Raw genomic sequence first — 21,068 nt, 5'->3', positions numbered from 1 at the left:
TTAATTAACCGATAGGTATTCAATAACCGTTGCTGCTGCCACAGGTTTATAAAAGTAATACCCCTGAAAACGTTTACAGCCAATATTAACTAACATATCAAACTGTGCCTGCTCTTCCACGCCTTCAGCTATAACACTTAAGTTATGGCTGTTGGCAATGGCAATAATACTTTGCACCATACTATTTGATTTAGAGTCCACCAAAATATCATCAACAAAGCTCTTATCTATTTTCAGTTCATCTATCGGTAAGCGTCTCAAAAGACTCAGTGATGAATAGCCTGTGCCAAAATCATCCATTGAAAAGCGTATTCCACGTGACTTTAAGCTCTTAATCGTATCAATCACATGTTCAAGATTATCCATAAAGAGGGATTCTGTTATTTCTAAAATGATACTTTGCGCAGTAACATTGTGCGTCTCTAAACTGTGTAATAATGTAGGAATAAATACACTACTTTGAAATTGCATTACTGAAATGTTTATTGCCAATTCAAGAGGGGTATCGCTGTGTTGCTGCATTTTTGCAAACTCACCAATAGATCGCGCTAAAACAAAGTCACCAATTTTAAAAATTAAATCACTTTGCTCTGCAATAGCAATAAACTCAGCGGGTGATACCATACCAAGCTCACCATCTTTCCAACGAATGAGCGCCTCCATAGCATGGATTTTACCCTGTTCATTTACTTGGCACTGATACGCCATAGACAATGACTGCTCGTTTAACGCCATATTAAGCCGCTCTTCTACTTTTAAACGACGTAAGTAAGCTTGTTTAATATCAGCATGATAATGACACAGCCATTGGCCGGTATCTTTTGCCCACTGGTTAGCTAAATGCGCACTTCGTACGAGCTTACTCTTTGTTATACCATGCTCTGGATAACAGGCTATGCCCACACTTATATTAAGTAATCGTTCACTATTGTTGGTTTCATATTGCTGGATTGCTGACTCTAAAATATGCTCGAATGCACGTCTGTTTTGCTCATCAAAAGTGTGAGGTGCAATAATACAAAATTCATTCCCACTATTTCTAAATACTAAATAGGGTGATAAAAATGTTGTTTTTAAAAAGCCAGCAAAGGTTTTTATCGCTTTATCGCCAAACTCCATGCCAAAGCGATTATTCATAGAACGCAAGTTGGTAATGTTAATGATTGCTAAGCTAAACGATGTTTCTTTTTTTTCTTCAAAGCTATCTCGTAACGCTTTTCGATTTGGGAGTTTGGTCAAATCATCATGTCTTGAAAGATGGAATAGCTCATCAATACGCTTTTTTTCAGCACGTGCAATAAGCCTAAAACCAAAAAATAGCACCATACAAATAAACACATAAACTAGGACATACAAGCCAACTTTCCAATAATACAGATTTTTTATTGGTTGCATCGCCATTTGTGACAGAGTCCACAACTGATAACGGTTATCAAATTTTGCTGAGGTGATATACGGTTTGCCTTTTACCGTCGTTTCTATGCTAAACACTTCCTCGGAAGATTTAAGTGTTTGCTTTGTTTTACCTGTTTGCTCTATCAAAGCATTACCCGATAACCCCAATGCCTCTTTAGTCTGGGTTTTTATATAACTTGCTATATCTGCATCTCTAACCGAGCTGTATTGAATAAAGCCATCTATTTCTCTTGCTAGCATGATGTAATCATCACGATTACTTTGCAAAATATTTAAGTACTTAGTCCCTCTCGACACCGCCATACCTGCCGTCATAACCGCGATTACTGTGCCGCTCTTATCGCGTAATGCTTTTCTTATTGGGATCACCCACTCTTGTAAAGATTCATTAAAGTAAGTCTGTCCTAATACCATTTTGTCTGATACGAGGGTTTGCGCAAAGCTTTGGCGTGTATTTTTATTTTCTTTCAGGTTGATCATGGTTGAAGCGTTTAAGTTTGAGCTGTAATAAATAATCTCGCCTTGCGGATTAAACAGTCCAAAGCCTAATAACACGGGATTTTCGAGCAAAATATTATCAAGAAGTTTAATTGTCGACGTTTTTTCATGTAAATTATTATTAGAGAGAATATCTCTACCAATTAAATCTAGCATCAGCTCTTTATTTCTAAGGGTGCTTTTAAGTGCTTGCGCAGAAAATTCCACACGATTTTGGGAGCTCGTGCGGTAATCTTTTTTGATGTTTTTCCACTCGTAAACCAAAAGCACGCTTAATAAAATTAAGCCACCCAACAGCAAAAAACAGAAGAGTTTCCATAAATTATTTTTTATTAGTGCCATCTAATTCTCACAACCCCGCCACAACCTGTTTGGTAGTGTGTTATGTATTTGGGCTCTTAAAAGCACTTTATGGCTAGCTTGGTTTTTTTTCAAGCAATTTTATTGCAAAATTAAGAAAATACACACAAATAAACACCTTTAATTAACAATAAAGGCAACATTAATTAACAACCAGCAAGCTCGATAAAAGCATTATTGTTATTGCTAAGCTAAGGCCTCGTTGTGTCCTTGCATTTAATAAACGATATTATTAAGCGACTATTGTAGTTTATTTATTAAATATAATATTGATTTAAAACAATAGCTTTAGTTGTAAAATGTAATTTAAACCAGCTCATGTATGAAGTCGTTTTGTTTAGTCATAATTTTGCAATAATGATCGGTAATAATAGCTGCATTATTAATCAAAAATAGCATTTGAAGCCCCTCATGAGCGAATCTATAGTGCAACTTACCTTTGCACTTCCGTCATTTGAAGATCCTATGTCTGCGGCAATGAGTCACAGCATGGAATTTGAAACGCTATCGCAGGATGCTAACAGTCAGCATCAAATCACACTGCAATGCGTTTTACCTGAGGCTGCTCATGAAAGTGATATTATTTCACTCAGCGCAACTGAGCCAAATGCACGAGCGGCTCAATACTACACAGAAAAAACACTCAACCTATCTGATCTAGAACAAGGGCGAGTCAACCTAACTTTGAGTCAAATAGCACATAGTCATGATTTTGTGATGCAAATGATTTTGCATGGTAAGCACGGCACGTTAAAAAATAGTTTGCAGTTTGATATGCATATTAACCAATTTGGTAGTGGTTATACTGCACCTGCAACTTATATAGCGCCGCCTAGGCCGCATCGGGTACGTCAGTATTTCGCTAATATGGGAACAGCTTTACTTTCGCTTTTTTAGTTATTGGCGCACAATTTTCCACTGGTTTTTTATTACTCAATCAGCAAAGCTCACTTTACCCATAGTTATGTCTAAAATCCCTTGGTTGTTATTATTTAAGCCTTGACGTTGCCCTGCCAAACATTCATTTGCCAAAATAGCAAACAGCACGGCCTCTTTGGCATCAGGATTTACGCCTAAATTCTCGGTGTTTTTAAACGCCTTAATGTTTGGGCAGTGCATCAGTAATTGCTCCATTAATAATGGATTATGAATACCTCCACCACTGGCATATACTACACACTCTTGAGTATGTTGAGCACAGTCATTTAACGCCTTGGCAATCGTAGTGGCAGAAAGGGCATTTAAAGTCGCTAAAACATCTTCGTGGTTTAGTCTTTGTGTCGTTGAATGCATTTGTGCCGCCCGTAAATAAGCTAAATTAAACACCTCAGGTCCGGTTGTTTTAGGCAGTGGTAATTTAAAAAACGCGTTATCGGTAAGCGCAGCAAGAAGCTTTGTATTCACTTTACCAGCTTTGGCAAGTTTAGCTCCCTCATCATAATGCAGCCCTTTAAAATAATGCTGTACATAAGCATCCATAATAGTATTGCCAGGGCCAATGTCAGAGCTAAAGACCGCTCCAGTATCGCCGTTTTTAGGTAAAAATGTTAAATTAGCAATGCCCCCCATGTTGAGTAAAATACGATTTTCATTTGGGCTGGCAAAAAACAAATAATCTCCATACACAGCTAATGGTGCACCTTCACCACCAGCAGCAATATGCTTTTGCCTAAAGTCACCTATCGTGGTAATGCCTGTAGTAACCGCTATTTGATCGCTGTCGCCAATTTGTAGCGTGCCATTTTTAAAATCGTGGTGGTTATGTTGGGATTGCGGGCAGTGATAAATAGTTTGCCCGTGACTGGCTATTACATCAATATCGGCTGGATTTACTTGCCACAGTGCTAAACACTGATTAACCATAGCACCATGGAATTTACCTACCCACGGATGTAACAAAGTCAGCACTTCTAAATCGCATTCGCGCTTAGCAAACACCTGTTTTATTTTAGTTTTATACTCATCGTTGTACTCAACCGTGGTGAATTTTAATACCTCTATTTGGGTATGCAAACCCGCTCCGGTTATTTTACATAGCGCCACATCTAAACCATCTAAAGAGGTGCCACTCATTAGGCCAATAATTAAACGACTAGGCTTTTTAGCGCTATTATAAAGGGCGGCAATGTGTGGGTGCATAGTGACTCTGTGTAGGTACTTTTTATTATATTTTAAAAGAGTTTAAAGCAAAGTTATAGCTGTATACACTTTAATTTTAAAAAGATAGTTTCATTGTTTAAACGCCTAAAGCTTACTAGGTTATTGGTTGATAATAATAAACTTATTTACCATATGATGATTTTACGTGAGTTCAAGCAACACGATACCTTTCAAATCGTAACCATTTTGAACAATCAACAAGTAGCTCGCTATTTGTCCTCTAAAATTCCATTTCCGTATACGCAGGCAGATGCGAATTGGTGGATAAACGAGGGAGCAAAATGTGGCATCATTAAAGCCATTGAAGTTGATGGCCTGTGTGTTGGTTGTATTGGTGTTATTCCTGGTGAATTTGAGTATAGCCGCAGTGGCGAAATTGGCTATTGGCTTAGTCAGCAATATTGGGGGCAAGGTATTATCACCCAAGCCATTGGGTTGATTATTAGGGTCTGTTGACCTTTCAAGGTTAAATTTGCAACAGTCTGTTTGGTATTTAGGCAAGGCAGAGCCTATGAGGTGTGGTTATTCCCCATAAATAGGCGATAACGCAGCATTAATGCTAAACAGGCGCTGCCCTTCGGGTTCTGCCTAGGGGCTATTTACTCTTTGTTGCTCGGTTTTGACTTAGCCCACTAGGTTACAAACCTCGCGCCGCGATTAAACCGCCCCTAGTTTGAACAAATTGTAATCCGCAAAGGTCAACAGACCCTAAAGAAGTGTTTAAAAGTACTAATTTAAACCGTATTTATGCGGCTGTATTTGCTGGTAATGCGGGCTCAATAAAGGCGCTGCTTAAAAGTGGCTTTAATACCGAGGCTATTTTAAAACAAGCAATTTATAAAAATGGTCACTATTTTGATAGCCATATATTTAGCATGCTAAAAACAGAGTAATTATTCTAATTAAATGTTTGCAAAGGTTGAATTAACCCCTTCTCGCCCAAAGCTCGTGTATCAAGGTACAAATTTTATCTGCCTATCCGCGCATTATTGTTGAGCCGTGTATTGTTTTAAAGCTTAAACATTCGGTAATAGGTGGTTTTTCACTTTATTTTGGAGATTTTTATGTCTACAACTAGCCGTCAATTTACTTTAGCCTCGCGCCCACATGGCGCCCCTACCAATGACAACTTTGAATTTAAAAGCAAAGAGCTTCCATCGTTAAAAGAGGGCGAAGTACTGTTGCGTACAATTTACTTATCATTAGACCCCTACATGCGTGGCCGTATGAGCGATGCTAAATCGTATGCCGACCCTGTCGAAATTGGTGATGTAATGGTTGGTGCAACGGTGTGCCAAGTAGAAACATCTAAAAACGATAAATTTAGCGAAGGCGAATGGGTATTAGCGTACACAGGTTGGCAAACTTACGCCATCTCAAATGGCGAAGGCTTAATGTCATTAGGTAAAGAACCAACAAACCCTTCATACGCATTGGGTATTATGGGTATGCCTGGCTTTACCGCCTACATGGGTTTACTCGATATTGGCGCCCCTAAAGCAGGTGAAACCGTGGTCGTTGCAGCAGCAACGGGACCTGTTGGTGCAACGGTTGGCCAAATTGCTAAAATTAAAGGCTGTAAAGTGGTTGGAGTTGCCGGTGGCAGCGAAAAATGTGCTCATGCCGTTGAAAAGCTAGGCTTTGATGCCTGTATTGATCACAAAGCCGATGACTTTGCCGAGCAATTAGAAAAAGCATGTGACCAAGGCATTGATGTTTATTATGAAAATGTGGGCGGAAAAGTGTTTGACGCCGTATTACCTTTGCTTAATACCTCAGCGCGCGTGCCTATCTGTGGTTTGGTATCGCAATATAATGCGACCAGTTTGCCTGAGGGCCCAGACCGAATGGGCATGTTAATGGGACAATTACTAACTAAGCGCATCAAAATGCAAGGCTTTATTATTTTTGATGATTATGGCCACCGCTATGACGAATTTGCACAAGACATGCAAAAATGGCTACAAGACGGAAAAATTCAATACCGCGAACATCTAGTAGAAGGCATTGAAAACACCATCAGTGCATTTAACGACATGATCAGTGGGAAGAACTTTGGTAAAACCGTAGTAAGGATTAACAGCCCACTATAATAACATTCAGGCTGTGTTGTAATTCAACACAGCTCAATAAGGAAGAAAATGATTAAACTACACCATTTAAATAAATCTCGCTCTAAACGTATTATTTGGTTACTAGAAGAGCTTGAGGTCGATTACGAAATTGTTGCTTACCAACGTAACACTGAGACTTTTTTAGCCCCTGATGAGCTTAAAAATGTGCATCCGCTGGGTAAATCGCCAGTTATAGAAGATGATGGCTTAGTGATTGCCGAGTCTGGCGCTATCACAGATTACCTGATCACTAAATATGGCAAAGGTAAATTTGCCCCAAAAGCAGGCACCCCTGATTACGTTGACTACCAGCAATGGCTACATTTTGCAGAAAGCTCAGCAATTTTACCGCTTTTACTCAAAATGTTTGTGCAAAAAGATGGTGCTAAAACCCAGTTTTTAGAGGGCTATGCTGATGCAGAAACCGCTAAAGTGATTAGCTATTTTAACAGCCGTCTTGAAGGCAAGCGTTATTTAGTGGGCGAGACCCTAACCGGAGCCGATTTTATGATGTCGTTTATTGTTGAAATCGTTAAAAATGCAGGCCAGTTAGAGCACTTTAAAAACCTGGTTAAATACGATGAGCAATTACAATCTCATGAAAAATTTCATACCGCTAACGAGTTAGAAGCCAAGTACGACTAACTTACCTTTCGCTTTGATTGTGGTTTCACAGTCAAAGCGATACCCGCTTTTCTATTCAGGCCTATCCAGGTAGATTTGTTTAAAATCATTAAAATGTGCTTCAAAAAGTGCAACTAAGTTTGGATCAAAATGATTACCTGCACCTTTAATTATTTCCGCTTTTGCGTCATCCATACTCCAAGGCTCTTTATAACAACGGCGACAACATAACGCATCAAACACATCAGCAATCGCAGTAATTCGTCCCTCTAAACTGATTTCTTGCTGTTTTTTTGCGTGCGGATAACCGGCTCCATTCCAACGCTCGTGATGATCAATCGCAATGTTTGCAGCCATATCAATAACAGGATTAGCTGTCCCTTTGAGAATTTCCCAGCCCTTAGTGGTATGCTGTTTCATAATTTCCCACTCGTCAGCATCTAATTTTGCCGGCTTGTTTAAAATGAGATCTGGTACACCTACCTTTCCTACATCATGTAATTGCGCAGCTAGGCTAATTTTATCGCAGTACGCTTGATTTTGATTATGCAGCTGCGCGAGTAATTTTGCATATAAGCCAACCCTAATTACGTGAGATCCCGTTTCCTTGGAGCGCGACTCCATGGCACCTCCCATCAGTAAAATAGCCAGCTGCTGGGTTTCTTCAATTGAATTAGCTAATAATAAACTTTCAAATGTGAGAACAACATTGCCCAAAAACAAGTCAACAAGCTGTTGCGCTTCTTTTTTAACCGGTTGCAATGATTGAAATGCGAGTATTGAATCTAGACCTTTTTGTGAATGATGAAAATAAACATAATGATCTTCTGCAATAAAATTCTGCTTGGTTTGTTTCGCCCTTAAAAAGTACTCTTGATGCTTTTTCGGAATACTATCAATACCACTTCCCGTGAACAGATGTATACCTGAGACTTCCCCTTCAATCATTTGCAACTTTTCATCTAACTGACAAATACCAAATACTTTAGGCGCATCAATATATAAATTGGCCGAGCTCATATTCAGTACAAGTTTTAACTCTTCCATGACAACAGAGGTAAACTCTACCAAGTCACCAATTTGGGTAATGGTAGAGATAGCTTTTATTAGTCTTTTTAAATTATAGCGGTGAGTTTGTAGCATACAAATATCGCGGTAGGCTCGTAAAGAGGTATAAAAAATCAATTCAAGATCTTGGCTTTGCAGTTGGCTCTTCGCTTTATAGCCATCAATATCATAATCGCGAATAACACTGCGCTCAGGCGCAACCCCAGGCTGACCTGTTCGCAAAATAATTCGACTATAACCATTTTGTAAGTCTTGGCGAATAAATCGCGCAAGATCTAATCCTGCATGTTCTGTTTCCATTACGACATCTAGTAAAATTAATGCGTAACGTTCTGAGCTTTGTAGTTTCTCTTTCGCCTCAGATGCACTGTAAACACTGTGTAGTTCAACAGGGCGTTGCTCAAATTCAAAGCGCTTCATTGCAAGTTGAGTTACCTGATGCACCGAGTCATCGTCATCAACAATTAAGATTTTCCATGGCTTAGCATTGCTGTTGGCAACCGCTTTATCTGACACTACATCATCTTGTAACCACTCCATAAACACACCCTGCTATTTATTAATTCGGTGGCGTTACCGGAAATTGAATGAAAAAATAAACGCCTGTGGATTCTTTTTGCTTTACTGCAATTTGCCCTTTCAGGCGGTGAACTACGAGGTTATAAACAATATTCATCCCCAAGCCACTGCCGCCACCCGCTCTATTTGTAGTGTAAAACGGGTCAAACACTTTTTTCTGAACTTCATCTGTCATGCCTTGACCACTGTCTTGATAATGAATACAGACAGAGTCTGAGTACTCAATATGAACACTTATCTGCCCTTTTTTTCTACCATTTTGAAAACCGTGAATAATTGAATTCATTACTAAATTAGTGAAAATTTGCGCTAAGGCACCAGGATCAGAATACACTTCTGGCTCAGGCTCCGTTGCACTAATGGTAATATCAACCGGTGTTGCTTTAAGGGTATGATAGAGGCTTTTTAGCACCTCATTAAAATAACTACTTACATACAAATTACGTAATTCTTCGGTTGTTTGATCAACCGCTACACGTTTAAAACTGCTTATTAAATCAGCGGCACGTTGCATGTTTTTTAGCAAAATGTCACAGCTTAAATCAACTTCACTAATAAACTCACTAAACTCTGTTTTACTTAAGGTGCCAGAAGCCACTTTGTTTTTAGTTTCGATTAACATTTCTCGCAAATGAGATGTCGCTGTCACACAAACACCTAACGGTGTATTCACCTCATGTGCCACACCACTGACTAAACTTCCAAGTGAAGACATTTTCTCTGCTTCAACAAGTTCCTGCTGAGTGCGACGAAGCTCTATGGTTTGCTCAAGTAGAGCCTGCTCTGCCTCATGGCGTTTACTCGACATTAAATTAATAGAATCACTTAAACTGTCATAAGGGCTGCGCTTAGAAACTGTTTGAGAAAAATCCCCAGCTGCAATCGCAGAGCAAACCTGATCAATATCTTTACTGGCTTTAATTAAACGCTCAAAGCTTCTAAACATGGTGCCAAGCTCATCCTTTTGAGTCATATACTTTTGAACATGAATAGATAAATCTCCATTAGCTAGCTGTTCAACAGATTTAATCGCAATATTAATACGCTTGGTTGTTCGGTTAATAAAATACCAAAAGAGTAAAAACACCAGTAATACACTTGCAAAAGCCGCTGCCAATAATGGGCTAAATTGCGCTTGAATAGGCCCAATAATATCGGTTTCAGAGCGACGCACTATCACTGTCCAATGCCCAGTGGCAACCTTGGCTTTATCAAAATAGAATATTCCAGAATCAAAAGGATCGTTAGCAGATAATATTTCTCTTGCTTGCCCCTGTGATTTTAGCTGTTTGGCTATACTTGCATAATCTGTGTCTAAAATGGCTTTCGTTTTTAGTCCTGAATGATTTAATGTCGTGGCAATCACGTTGTCACGTTGGCTGAGTAACAAAACATCAATTTTTAGTTGCTGCTTTATGGTTTGTAAGAATTCCGTTATATCAGCAAGTGCTCTATCTACACTTGCCATACCGACAAATTCGCCATTAATAATAATTGGCGAACTTTGTTCAACCAGCATTCTTCCCTCGTAAACATAGGGCTCAGTGATCATCGTCTCGGTATTACCATCACGTAAAAACTGTTGACGTACTCCCTCATAATAAAGACTTGATTCCATATCGACCAAGGGCTCAAGTAACAAACGTTCAGAGTCATTAAAATCACGATGCCAATAAGGTAAAAAACGGCCAGTTTGGTCTACATAAACGCCCTCTTTTAACGGTGGAGCATTAATATAGGCTTGATCTTGATTATCGGCATTAGGCTCATAACCAAACGAAGCCCCCACAAATGAAGGGTTCATTTTAAGCACTGCACGAACAAAATTAATACTTGCCTCTCTATTACCAAACAACCCATTTTGCTGTGCTAAGGCCATAATCTCTGTAGTGCGTACCGCTAATTGCGTTTCTTCATTTACCTTCGCGGCAATCGTATCTGCCGTCTGGCTTAAATTTAGTTTTGCTTGTATAACAGCCTGATTAAGGCTAGTTGAATACCAATAACTCAAGATACTGGCAATAATGAGCATGACGGGCAATGCCAAATACAGCAGCATCTTTCCTTGCAAAGAGTGTATGAGTGGTAGTCGCATAATTTTAGGCTTAAACAAGCAAGCCAACATCCTGAGGATCTGAAGTATTAAGCTTAAAAATTAGACTATAAAAACTTTCTAGGCAAATCAATTGTGTAGAAATTAATGCAGAAGCGGGGTATTAAAATACCCGCTATATAACGGACAAGGTTGTTAAATAGAGTATCGCTTGGAAACAAAAGCGTTATTTATATAATTTATCAGACTCGCTGAGTTGTAGAGCAGACTGTAAAGTTCTTATTGTTTAATCGACCAACCGATAACCCACAGCGGGTTCAGTTAATATGTATTTTGGACTAGCAGGGTTAGCTTCTAGTTTTTGTCTGAGCTGCGCTACATGTACCCGCACATATTCAGGACGGTCTATGTACTGCGCTCCCCAAATATGGCTTAAAATTGCATTATGAGTGAGTACTTTATCTTTATTTTGAAACAGCAATAATAATATTGCGTACTCTTTTTTAGTCAGTTTTATCTCATTCCCCGAGGTGGTTACTATGTGCTTTTGTGGATCTATTTTTATATTCCCACAGGTAAACGCCACACTCGGCTGACTTTGGGTGCGCAATAACACCCGAATTCTGGCGAGTAACTCATTCGCGCTAAACGGTTTGGTAATATAGTCATTTGCTCCATTATCAAGCGCGGTTACCTTTTCAACTTCGCCATCTCGCGCTGACAGCACCAAAACAGGTAAGGCACTCCATTGTCGAAACTCAATCAGCCAGTCTTGACCGTCCATATCTAACAAGCCTAAGTCTAATAACACAAGATCATAACTTTGCTCACTTAAACGTGCAAAACCATCTAAGCCTTTATCACAAATACTTAGCTCGTAACCACTGGCTTGCAACAAGGTTTTTAAAAAGCTTTGTAAAGGGGGAGAGTCTTCCAATATTAAGATTTTAGTCATTGTCTTTTTCCCAGATCAATTTTGCGTACGCCATCTGTGTCTCGTTGTTAATTGTTAATGTAAATGTACCTTGGTGAAATTTAGCTACCACATCACAAATAATACTGCCCAGCCCAACGCCTTCATCGCTACTTGTTTGCGCTTTAGTGATCACGTTATTAGTGAGAAGTAACTGATAACATACCTTTTGCTGATTGCTACTTTGAGTAAATTCAACGCTCACCTTCCCATCACCATAACGCCATGCATTTTCGAGCATATTAGCTAGCGCAATTTCTAATAAAGTCACATCCCCTATGCATTTTGACTGAGCGTCTATATTGGTATCTATAACAAAATGAGTGAGTTGCTGCTGTCTGCGAGCTTTGGCTTCACTGAGTAATGCTTGTAAGTTTATTGTTTGCCAACATAGGTTTTCACCCATTTTATTAACTCGGCTTAACTCCATGACTTTATCAAAGTGCTGATTAAGTATTTTACTTTGCTCATAAATATTACTCGCTTGCTCTTTTATCACGCTGTCGCTGAGGGTAATTTCATCATCTGCAAGCATGCTGGATGCGCCCATAATAGTTGCCAATGGTGTGCGTAAATCATGTGACAAACTACGTAAAAGTGCATTTTTAGCGCGCTCTAATTCCGCTTGCACCGAAATAGCAGCCGACTGCTGGCGTAATATCGTTTTTTCATGTACTTGATAAAGCAGCGAGATAGCGGTATCAGCAAAAGCTTTTTGCCCTTGCGTTAACCGTTTAGTAAAATTAAACCCGCCCCAGCTCGGGTTAGCCTCACTAAGTAATATAAATTCACTGTTGCCTCGCGGTGCTGCAGGCATAAATGTGCAAGATGCATTTAAATGCTTACCGATCCGCTGTACAAAGTACTTTTTTTGTTCGTCCAGCGTATCTAGGCTATTTAGGTCTTTTGCCAGTTCATACAAGGTGCGGCTATTACTTGCGTGTAATTGCACATCTCTGACTTTAGTACTGAGCTCCCCCGCCAATTGACTGATCACAAAACCAACAATTAGCATAACAATAAAAGTTACTAAATATTCTATGTTTTCAATATGAAAAGTAAAATTAGGGGCAACAAAAAACCAATCTGTACATGCGACACTTACTAAGGTGGTCAGTATCGCAAGGCGACGGTTACTACGTACAGCAACCCAAGTCACCCACAATAACTGAAGCATTACAATATCGGTAGTAGTAAACCAGTTACGTACAGGGAAAATGGCCATAACCACAATTAATGGCATTATTAACGCCAAAAAAAATGCTTTATACCACCTTGGTTTGGCCTCGACCTGATTCATTAATTATTCCTCTAACATTTGAGCACTTAGGTTACTGCCTTTTCGATATTGCCTCTATAAAGTTTTTATAAAGTTTTTTATCTCGTTCGTTAAATCTTTATAAAGCTTTGCAGTGCAGCGCTGACTTTAGTATTTGATCCCGTATATTCAACTCAACTTTAGTGATTGCGTGTTACCTGCAATAGGTATTTGATAAGGCGTATTGATGATAAATTGGAAAATCACCTTAAGACTACTCGCCTTTCCTATTATTTGGATGGGAGTGGTGCAACTAGTATTCGCAGCGCTTTCATTATTTATTTTTAAAGATCGCGTTATTAGTGCGTTTCTTATTTCTGGCGCAACGATGATCTCAGTCGCTTTAATGCTACTTATCAATTTACGTAAAACAGATTATACCGGTGCAACATTCAGAGATGCACTCATTTACGCCACAGTAACGTGGATTATAGCCGGTGTGTTAGGCGCTATTCCCATTTTGGTTGTCACTGGCGTTAACTTTAGCGATGCAGTATTTGAGTCAATTAGCGCCTTAACTACCACTGGTGCAACCGTGCTATCAGGGCTCGATAACATGCCTGCTAGCTTTTTATTGTATCGACAATTTTTACAATGGATGGGCGGTTTAGGCATAGTAATTTTTGTAGTGGCTATTTTACCTATGTTGAATATTGGTGGCATGAAATTACTAAAAGCAGAAACCCCAGGCCCCATTAAAGACGAAAAATTAACTCCGCGCGTTGCCAGTACCGCGCATTATTTATGGGGTGTTTACTTTGCAATCACGCTACTTTGTATTTTAGCCTATTACGCTGGCGGAATGAGTTTATACGATGCGATTGCACATGCCTTTACCACAGTTTCAACTGGGGGGTTTTCAACGCATGATGCCAGTATGTGGTATTACCGCAGCCATTTACTGCTGTGGATAGCTAATGTCTTTATGCTTGCAGGTGCGATTAACTTTGCCTTGCACTTCAAAGTGGCGCACAAAAGAGCCATTACTAGTTATTATCGCGATGAAGAAACACGTTATTTTATTTATATCGTCGTATTTTTATCAGTTCTTTTAACCACCATGTTGCTGCTTAAAGACAGCTACTCAAATGTACTTGAAGCATTTAGTTTCTCCACATTCCATATTATTTCTTTTATTACCAGCACCGATTATGGCGCAGCAGGCTTTACTGACTGGCCAGCTGAGGCTGGGTTTTTACTGGTAATTGCTGGCTATCTTGGTGGTTGCGCAGGTTCAACCGCTGGCGGAAATAAAATAATTCGTAACATTATTGTTGGCAGAATGATTAATAACAATATTAAACAGCTACTTCATCCAAGAGCGATATTTACACTTAAATATCAAGGTTCGCCCGTTAAAGAAGATGTACGCCATGCAATTATGGCATTTATGACCTTTGCTGTTGGTACAAGCTTACTGTTTACAATGTTACTTATGGCAACGGGTCTTGATTTTTGGAGTGCATTTACTGCGGTAGCTGCTTGCGTCAATGTACTTGGCCCTGGGTTTGGTGAAGTTGGCGCTAACTTTCAACCCGTTTCAGATACCGGTATTTGGATACTCTCGGTCGCTATGATCGTGGGCCGGTTAGAATATTTTACTGTTTTTGCACTTTTTACTCATAGCTTTTGGAAAAAATAACGAGGAATAATATGGCACATTTTACAGTGATTGGTTTAGGTCGCTTCGGCATTGCAGCAAGTCTTGAGTTAATTCATTTAGGACACACAGTGACTGGCGTAGATAGTAACCCAAAACTCGCCGAAAAGTATGTTGAGCATTTATCTGAAACCATCGTTTGCGACTCCACCGATGAAGCCGCACTTAAAGAGCTTGATTTAGCGAGTAGTCAGGCTGTTTTAGTGGCGATTGGGGAAGATATGCAATCGAGCATTCTGTGCACGCTTGCATTAAAAAACTTAGCTGTTGAGCAAATATGGGTAAAAGCGAGTACTAAAGCCCATCACACTATTATCTCTAAATTAGGTGTAACACGCATTATTCACCCTGAGGAAGAAATGGGGGTGCGCGTTGCACAAGCGCTTAATTACCCGATAGTGAACGACTATATTTCATTAGGCAATGGCTTATACGTTGTTGAAGTAAGTATAAAAGCTCACCTACATAAAACAAAACTAGGGCATCTACTCAGAGAAATAAAAGGCACTGTAGACCCTCTATTGGTAAAGCGCGCCAAGCAAACGTTTGTCAAACTTGATGACGACTTTGAGTTACATACCCACGACACCTTACTGCTATCAGGTAGCCGAGTCGAATTAAACTATCTAGCTCCAAGGCTCTTATAATCATGGTTTTATGGCACCCTCTCAAAACGCCTATTGAGCGCAAAGTCAGTGGGCATAAAAAAATCAATGCGGCTCCGCCTCTTATTTTATGTTGCAGTTTTTTAATATTAATAACGCTAGGAGCATTAGCATTAAAACTGCCTTTCGCAACCTATGAGCCTATTTCATGGATACAAAGTGCGTTTACGGCAACCTCTGCGGTGACTGTAACTGGACTGGTTGTAGTGGATACCGGTTCAGTGTTTACCCCTTTTGGACAAGGCGTTATTGCGTTATTAATTCAACTGGGTGGTCTGGGGTTAATGACCTTTGCGGTTGTAACTTTAATGGCACTGGGTAATAAAGTTGGCTTTATTCAAAAAACAGTCACCAAAGCTGCTTTTAATCAAACAGATACATCTACGTTGGTCAATACCGCTAAGTCTGTTTTACTGTTTGCACTAATCGTAGAATCCATAGGCGTTGTTATTTTAACGCTGTATTGGCTACCTGAAATGGGTTTACAGAAAAGCTTTTTTCATGCTCTTTTTTATACCATTAGCGCTTTCAACAATGCAGGGTTTGCATTGAGTCCTAACAGCTTAATGCAGTATGTTGAAGACCCCGTTGTGAATTTAACTATTACCGGTTTGTTTATTATTGGTGGGCTTGGCTTTACCGTATTAATGGATTTATATAAATCAAAGCGTTGGGCAAAGCTCAGTCCCTACAGTAAATTAATGTTGATCAGCACAGTTATTATTAACGTTATTGCATTATTGCTTATTTACGCGATTGAATACGATAATCCAAAAACACTGCAACCACTGTCTGAAGTAGGTAAATGGTTAGCTGCTTGGTTTCAAGCTGTCACACCCCGTACTGCGGGATTCAATACCATTGCTATTGAAGAATTAAAAAATGCCAGCACCGCTTTAACTATGATGCTTATGTTTATTGGTGGCGGCTCTTTAAGTACCGCAAGTGGCATTAAAGTCGTTACGTTTATCGTTTTAATTTTAGCAACCTATAGCTACCTAAGACGTGACAAAGGCGTCACTGTGTTACGCCGAGAAATAGACAAAGAATCTGTGTATAAAGCATTAGCTTTAACCATTATTTCAGCAGGAGTCACTTGGTTAGCTATTTTTACCTTACTAGTCGTCGAAGATGCGCCTTTTTTAGATGTTGCTTTTGAAGCGGTATCTGCACTGGGGACGGTAGGGCTTTCACGTGGTTTAACATCCTCGCTATCACCACTGGGAGAGTTTATTATTATGTTTTTAATGTTCATGGGCAGAATAGGTCCGCTCACTATCGCCTATTTTTTAGCAAGTCCACGCACTAAAAAGCTAAGATACCCAAGCGCGCAACTCTCTATTGGCTAACAAACATTCACGCGGGTTAATCAGCCCGCGTTTTAAATACCCGCTAGCTCCCGCTCAGTAATACACTCACCCGATGCCATTTCAAATTCTCGACACGTTAATGGGCGATTTTCGTAAATAGTACACATGAGGGTATTTCTATCAAGTGCTTCGCACCAGCCATCGTCGCCGCGCTTCATGACCTCACTGCCCCATTTGTCGTAATCAATATATCGAAAAGGAACACCGGTATCAGTGACAATACGCACTTCTAATTGGCAGCAACACGCTTGGCAGTTAGCGCAAGTGACTGGTTGGGTATTGATATTTTCAACAGCAATGATTGAGTTTGGCATACAGACTTTTGATAAATGATATACAAGCTATAGGATACACGAGCGAGGCAAGGGTGACAGTAAAATAACGTCAGATATTAAACATCGTTATATTGTAATTAACTAATCACTAAAAAAGCGTGCTGATTAACCAGCACGCTTATTTAAGATTAAAAATTGAAAACCACTTTAACGTTATCCGATACAGCTGATGAAGAGACAAAGCCAATGGTGTCAGGGTTAGCTGCGACCATTTTGATTACTTCACTGTCATTTTCTAACTCTTTAGGTGGTGTGCCCTTTCCTGTAAAAATTAGTTTTGACCAATATGCTTTTAACTGAGAAGACGTTTTATTAAGTAATTTACTATTAAATTGCTCGGTTGCAGCACTACTTGGTTCTTGAGATATTGGAATGATCTTATTGCCATTGCTAAATGACTTTTCTTTTCCTGTATAAATTCGGCTGATAACAGACTCATCAAAGCTACTTTCATTTGAAGGATGCACGATAATAGCAAAATCTGCATAGGCGAAGTTCGTAAACAGGAATATTACACTTAATATTAATTTTTTCATTTTACCTCTCCTTAAAATACAACATCGACACCAAGCGTGATAGCTTTACTATCACCGGCCACAGCTAAATCAAACGAGTCATCTTTGACTCTATCGTATTGCACTTTAAATGCAGCTGACGGATGAAAGTCCCACCTCACACCAACAGCAAATGTATTATGCTGTTCTGTATCACCTTCACCTTCTTGTTCGAAGTCTGAAAACATGACATAAGGTGTAATAGAGTCAAAACGATAGCCCGCACTGATCATATAAGTGTCGAGATTACCATCTAAGTCTAAGCGGTTAAGCTCACTTAAAACGAAAAAATCACCAAAATCAAGATTTGCAGCTAAACCATAAAATTTACCATCTCTGCTATCTTTGCCGTCCCACAAAACCGGTTCACCCGCACGAAAACGCTTGTTGGTGTATTGCATGTGGGTCACTCTTAGTTCGAGCCAGTCACGATTTAGTAACAGTACGCCGCCTAACATATCTTCCCAAATTTCTCTTGTTGGCTCTTGAAAGAAGAAGTCTGATAATAGCTTGTTATCGTCATCGTCCTCTTTACCGGTATAAATATTCGCAGACACTCCCCAGTCACCTATAGAACCTGAGTAGAGTAAATTAACGCCCTCGTAGTTAAATACTTGCCATGTATAGTTATCTGCAGGGGCTCGCATCCATACATATGCATAACCTACATCGAAAAAGTCTGAGTAGTAAAATAGTGGTAAACGCTTCTTACCTGCTTGAATAGTCCAATTATCATTAATATCGTAAGAAATATAAGCCCATTCAAAATTTGCCTCAAAGTCGTTGACTCCTCTGGCAACTAGCTGACCTGTTACAGAAAGACCTTCACCCAAATCGCCTGATACCTGTAATCCAATCAAAGACTCTGGCGAAAAGGATAAATCTTCAGTGTATGCACTAACATTTGGATAGTCCGCAAGAAATGTTGGTTCAACGCCATATTGCGGGACACCTGTACCGCTCAGTACCTTACCTGCATTAATACTTGCAAAACCCGAAATATTAATTTCAGCATAACTACTTGCTGATATAAATGCTCCCAATAGTATAATTTTTTGCAGTTTCATTGATCACCTCATTATTATAATGGCTGTCATAGCCAACTTGAGTATAGTAAAGCAAGAAAAAGAAACAAAAAATTAACACTCTTTTATTTTTATACTGATTTCTAATATTATTTAGCCATCGACCTTGATAGCAATGTCCCTTTAATTTCGCTGTAGCGCTGTTGCTCGCACAGTGCAAAACCACTTAGTTGACGTACTTTATTACGCGCAAACAGTGGCACGCTCATTCCCGCTAAAAACCGGCATTGGGTTTCAATACCCACATTGTGTACACCTTTAGTTGCCATGTGCGCTAAAAACTCATCGACCTTTTGATAAATAAGCGCTGTATCAATCGTTGCAGGGGGAATTGAATATTCAAGCTTAACTGAATGCCCACGACACACCGAGCAATGTCCACACTGCTGTGGCGCATTCGCATCATCAAAGTAACGGGCTAAGTTATAGCTTAAGCAAGATTGCAGCTCAAAAAAGCGTACTAAAGCAGCAATCCGTTTTATTTCCGCTTGCTCTTTATCGGTAAAATAATCGTGTAACTGCTGGGCAAGTGCAGGATTATTAATCACCTCGCTATGCACTTTGTACACGTGAGTAATACGTTTGGTTTCAAGGGTGATAAGGTTTTTTTCAGCCAAATAGTCAAGCGCGGCTACCACACGTTTACGGTCAACCTGCGCGGCTTGCGTTAGGGAGTCAAAATTAAGTGTGCCCCATATTTTTTTAAAGTCGGTATGACTAAATATTTGTGTTAAAAAAGCTTGGCGCTGCTCATCAAACTGGCTAAGTAACTCATTTTTATCAACCAAAAATTTATACTTAAAATCGGCATAATAAGCATACTGCGGGGTTATTGCGCCTTGCATTTCAAGCTGTACCAGCAAGGTTTTAAGGGCAAGTTGGCGAATATTACTCTCGCTTGAAAGGCTATATTCTTGCATTTCCCATTGCTGTTGAGCTTGGCGAATATCGTTAATAACATATTCAATACTGCTGTACTCTGGGGTATCGCCGTAAATAAAGTTTTCTACTGTATTTAAGCCATCTAAATTAGCCAAGGTATAACAATTTGATGGGTTGCCGTCACGCCCTGCGCGGCCAATTTCTTGGCTGTAGTTTTCTATTGATTTAGGTAAATCGTAGTGAATTACAAAGCGTATGTCTGATTTATCAACCCCCATACCAAAGGCAATGGTAGCAACCACTACATTTATTTTGCCTGCCATAAAATCGTCTTGAATTTGCCCGCGTAGGGTGTCTTCAAGCCCTGCATGATACGCCACTGCTTGCAGGCCCTGCGCGCTTAACATATTGGCCACTTGCTCAGCACTTTGCTGCAGCGTGACATACACAATACCGGGGCCGGTTTGCGCACGGACAATTTTAGTAAGCTCATTGTTTTTATCCGCCGTTTTAACACTCAGCACATTTAAATCTAAATTAGCGCGATAAAACCCCGTTTGCACAATACATTGTGGCTCAATAGCAAAGCGCTCGGCCATATCGCGTTTTACTTTTTTAGTGGCGGTAGCGGTTAATAGTAGCACTAACGGAATATTTAGCTCTTCACGATAACGAGGTAGTTTTAAGTAATCGGGTCTAAAGTTATGCCCCCATTCAGATATACAATGCGCTTCGTCAACAACCAACATAGAAAGCGCCACTTGGCTTATAAACTCCCTAAAGCGTTCGTTTTTAAAGCGCTCAACCGACACCATTAACACTTTAACTTTACCACTTCGTACGTCGTTCATTACAGTGCTACTTTGCATTTGGTCTTGGCTTGAGTCGAGGCTGGCGGCATAGATTCCTTTGCTATTTAAAAAGCTAATTTGATCTTTCATCAAGGCCAATAACGGCGATACCACCAGCGTTAAATGCGGTAAATGTAACGCGGTGAGTTGATAGCACAACGACTTACCCGATCCTGTAGGAAATATTGCCAATGATGATTGGCCATTTAGCAGCTGCTCTATGGTTTGTTGTTGTCCTGCTCTAAACTGATTAAAACCAAAATGTTGCTCAAGAGACTGAACTAGCGAGGTACTCATAAAAGCGTCCTTTTTATGTCGGTGCCCATAAATGCTGTAAATGCGCAGTAGATGAAATATTTGCATATCAGTATACATCAAATGACGTGATTTATTGCTGACATATCCTTTAATTAGGCGCACACTATAGCCCCATAAAAACGTGCTTTGCCAAAATAATTTTTTGATACCCAAGTCATTTTAAAAATCAACGTACAGAAATTGCT

At 39.7% G+C, this 21,068-nt stretch carries 17 protein-coding genes and 1 pseudogene; 8 read left to right on the top strand and 10 right to left on the bottom strand.

Annotated features, from left to right (window positions below; genetic code table 11):
* Positions 1–2,070, bottom strand: a complete 2,070-nt coding sequence (locus tag L641_RS0117330) for an EAL domain-containing protein (RefSeq protein ID WP_253944074.1) — start codon at positions 2,068–2,070, stop codon at positions 1–3.
* A 615-nt stretch (positions 2,071–2,685) separates the two neighbouring features.
* On the opposite strand from L641_RS0117330, the gene L641_RS0117320 reads away from it, so the two are divergent.
* The gene (locus tag L641_RS0117320) at positions 2,686–3,171 is read left to right on the top strand and encodes a hypothetical protein (protein WP_013462913.1); all 486 of its coding nucleotides are present in this window, start codon (positions 2,686–2,688) and stop codon (positions 3,169–3,171) included.
* A gap of 36 nt (positions 3,172–3,207) precedes the next feature.
* Here L641_RS0117320 and L641_RS0117315 read toward each other — a convergent pair whose 3' ends face one another.
* Positions 3,208–4,413, bottom strand: coding sequence for an anhydro-N-acetylmuramic acid kinase (locus tag L641_RS0117315; protein WP_024602619.1), 1,206 nt, complete (start codon positions 4,411–4,413; stop codon positions 3,208–3,210).
* Positions 4,414–4,566: 153 nt separating this feature from the next.
* On the opposite strand from L641_RS0117315, the pseudogene L641_RS0117310 reads away from it, so the two are divergent.
* The 4 genes and pseudogenes from L641_RS0117310 to L641_RS0117295 all read left to right on the top strand — a co-directional run.
* Positions 4,567–4,875: pseudogene (locus L641_RS0117310) on the top strand (GNAT family N-acetyltransferase); the annotation flags it as partial.
* 275 nt (positions 4,876–5,150) lie between these two features.
* Positions 5,151–5,327, top strand: coding sequence for a GNAT family protein (locus L641_RS22430; protein ID WP_013462910.1), 177 nt, complete (start codon positions 5,151–5,153; stop codon positions 5,325–5,327).
* A gap of 171 nt (positions 5,328–5,498) precedes the next feature.
* Positions 5,499–6,527, top strand: a complete 1,029-nt coding sequence (locus tag L641_RS0117300; RefSeq protein ID WP_024602617.1) for an NADP-dependent oxidoreductase — start codon at positions 5,499–5,501, stop codon at positions 6,525–6,527.
* Positions 6,528–6,575: 48 nt separating this feature from the next.
* Positions 6,576–7,193 (top strand): glutathione S-transferase, encoded by a 618-nt coding sequence (locus L641_RS0117295; protein ID WP_016899137.1) that lies wholly within the window; start codon positions 6,576–6,578, stop codon positions 7,191–7,193.
* A gap of 51 nt (positions 7,194–7,244) precedes the next feature.
* Here the strand turns inward: L641_RS0117295 and L641_RS0117290 are convergent, their stop codons facing one another.
* The 4 genes from L641_RS0117290 to L641_RS0117275 form a co-directional block, all read right to left on the bottom strand.
* Positions 7,245–8,780, bottom strand: a complete 1,536-nt coding sequence (locus L641_RS0117290; RefSeq protein ID WP_024602616.1) for an HD domain-containing phosphohydrolase — start codon at positions 8,778–8,780, stop codon at positions 7,245–7,247.
* Positions 8,781–8,799: 19 nt separating this feature from the next.
* A complete protein-coding gene (locus tag L641_RS0117285; protein ID WP_231893559.1) occupies positions 8,800–10,914 on the bottom strand; it encodes an ATP-binding protein in 2,115 nt (704 codons plus the stop codon).
* 244 nt (positions 10,915–11,158) lie between these two features.
* Positions 11,159–11,827 (bottom strand): response regulator transcription factor, encoded by a 669-nt coding sequence (locus L641_RS0117280; RefSeq protein WP_024602614.1) that lies wholly within the window; start codon positions 11,825–11,827, stop codon positions 11,159–11,161.
* On the bottom strand, positions 11,820–13,145 hold the full coding sequence (locus L641_RS0117275; protein ID WP_024602613.1) for a DUF4118 domain-containing protein: 1,326 nt from the start codon (positions 13,143–13,145) through the stop codon (positions 11,820–11,822). Before L641_RS0117275 ends, L641_RS0117280 begins: the two co-directional genes overlap by 8 nt.
* Positions 13,146–13,350: 205 nt before the next feature.
* On the opposite strand from L641_RS0117275, the gene L641_RS0117270 reads away from it, so the two are divergent.
* Genes L641_RS0117270 through L641_RS0117260 form a run of 3 tightly spaced genes read left to right on the top strand, consistent with a single transcriptional unit; the run spans position 13,351 to position 16,837 of the window.
* Complete coding sequence (locus tag L641_RS0117270; protein ID WP_024602612.1) at positions 13,351–14,805, top strand: potassium transporter TrkG; 1,455 nt, start codon at positions 13,351–13,353, stop codon at positions 14,803–14,805.
* Between the two features lie 11 nt (positions 14,806–14,816).
* A complete protein-coding gene (locus L641_RS0117265; RefSeq protein ID WP_013462901.1) occupies positions 14,817–15,470 on the top strand; it encodes a TrkA family potassium uptake protein in 654 nt (217 codons plus the stop codon).
* 2 nt (positions 15,471–15,472) lie between these two features.
* The gene (locus tag L641_RS0117260) at positions 15,473–16,837 is read left to right on the top strand and encodes a TrkH family potassium uptake protein (RefSeq protein WP_013462900.1); all 1,365 of its coding nucleotides are present in this window, start codon (positions 15,473–15,475) and stop codon (positions 16,835–16,837) included.
* 32 nt (positions 16,838–16,869) lie between these two features.
* On the opposite strand, the gene L641_RS0117255 is transcribed toward L641_RS0117260, so the two are convergent.
* The 4 genes from L641_RS0117255 to L641_RS0117240 all read right to left on the bottom strand — a co-directional run bounded on the left by L641_RS0117255 (position 16,870) and on the right by L641_RS0117240 (position 20,862).
* Positions 16,870–17,172, bottom strand: a complete 303-nt coding sequence (locus L641_RS0117255; RefSeq protein ID WP_013462899.1) for a YkgJ family cysteine cluster protein — start codon at positions 17,170–17,172, stop codon at positions 16,870–16,872.
* Positions 17,173–17,321: 149 nt separating this feature from the next.
* On the bottom strand, positions 17,322–17,729 hold the full coding sequence (locus tag L641_RS0117250; protein ID WP_013462898.1) for a substrate-binding domain-containing protein: 408 nt from the start codon (positions 17,727–17,729) through the stop codon (positions 17,322–17,324).
* A gap of 11 nt (positions 17,730–17,740) precedes the next feature.
* A complete protein-coding gene (locus L641_RS0117245) occupies positions 17,741–18,814 on the bottom strand; it encodes a porin (RefSeq protein ID WP_013462897.1) in 1,074 nt (357 codons plus the stop codon).
* Between the two features lie 107 nt (positions 18,815–18,921).
* Positions 18,922–20,862, bottom strand: a complete 1,941-nt coding sequence (locus tag L641_RS0117240) for a RecQ family ATP-dependent DNA helicase (RefSeq protein ID WP_024602611.1) — start codon at positions 20,860–20,862, stop codon at positions 18,922–18,924.
* Between the last annotated feature and the right edge of the window lie 206 nt (positions 20,863–21,068).

The organism is Pseudoalteromonas sp. TB41, from assembly GCF_000497975.1.
Lineage (GTDB): Bacteria > Pseudomonadota > Gammaproteobacteria > Enterobacterales > Alteromonadaceae > Pseudoalteromonas > Pseudoalteromonas tetraodonis.
Note: the sequence above shows the minus strand (reverse complement) of the source record. Positions and strands in the feature narration are given on the sequence as shown.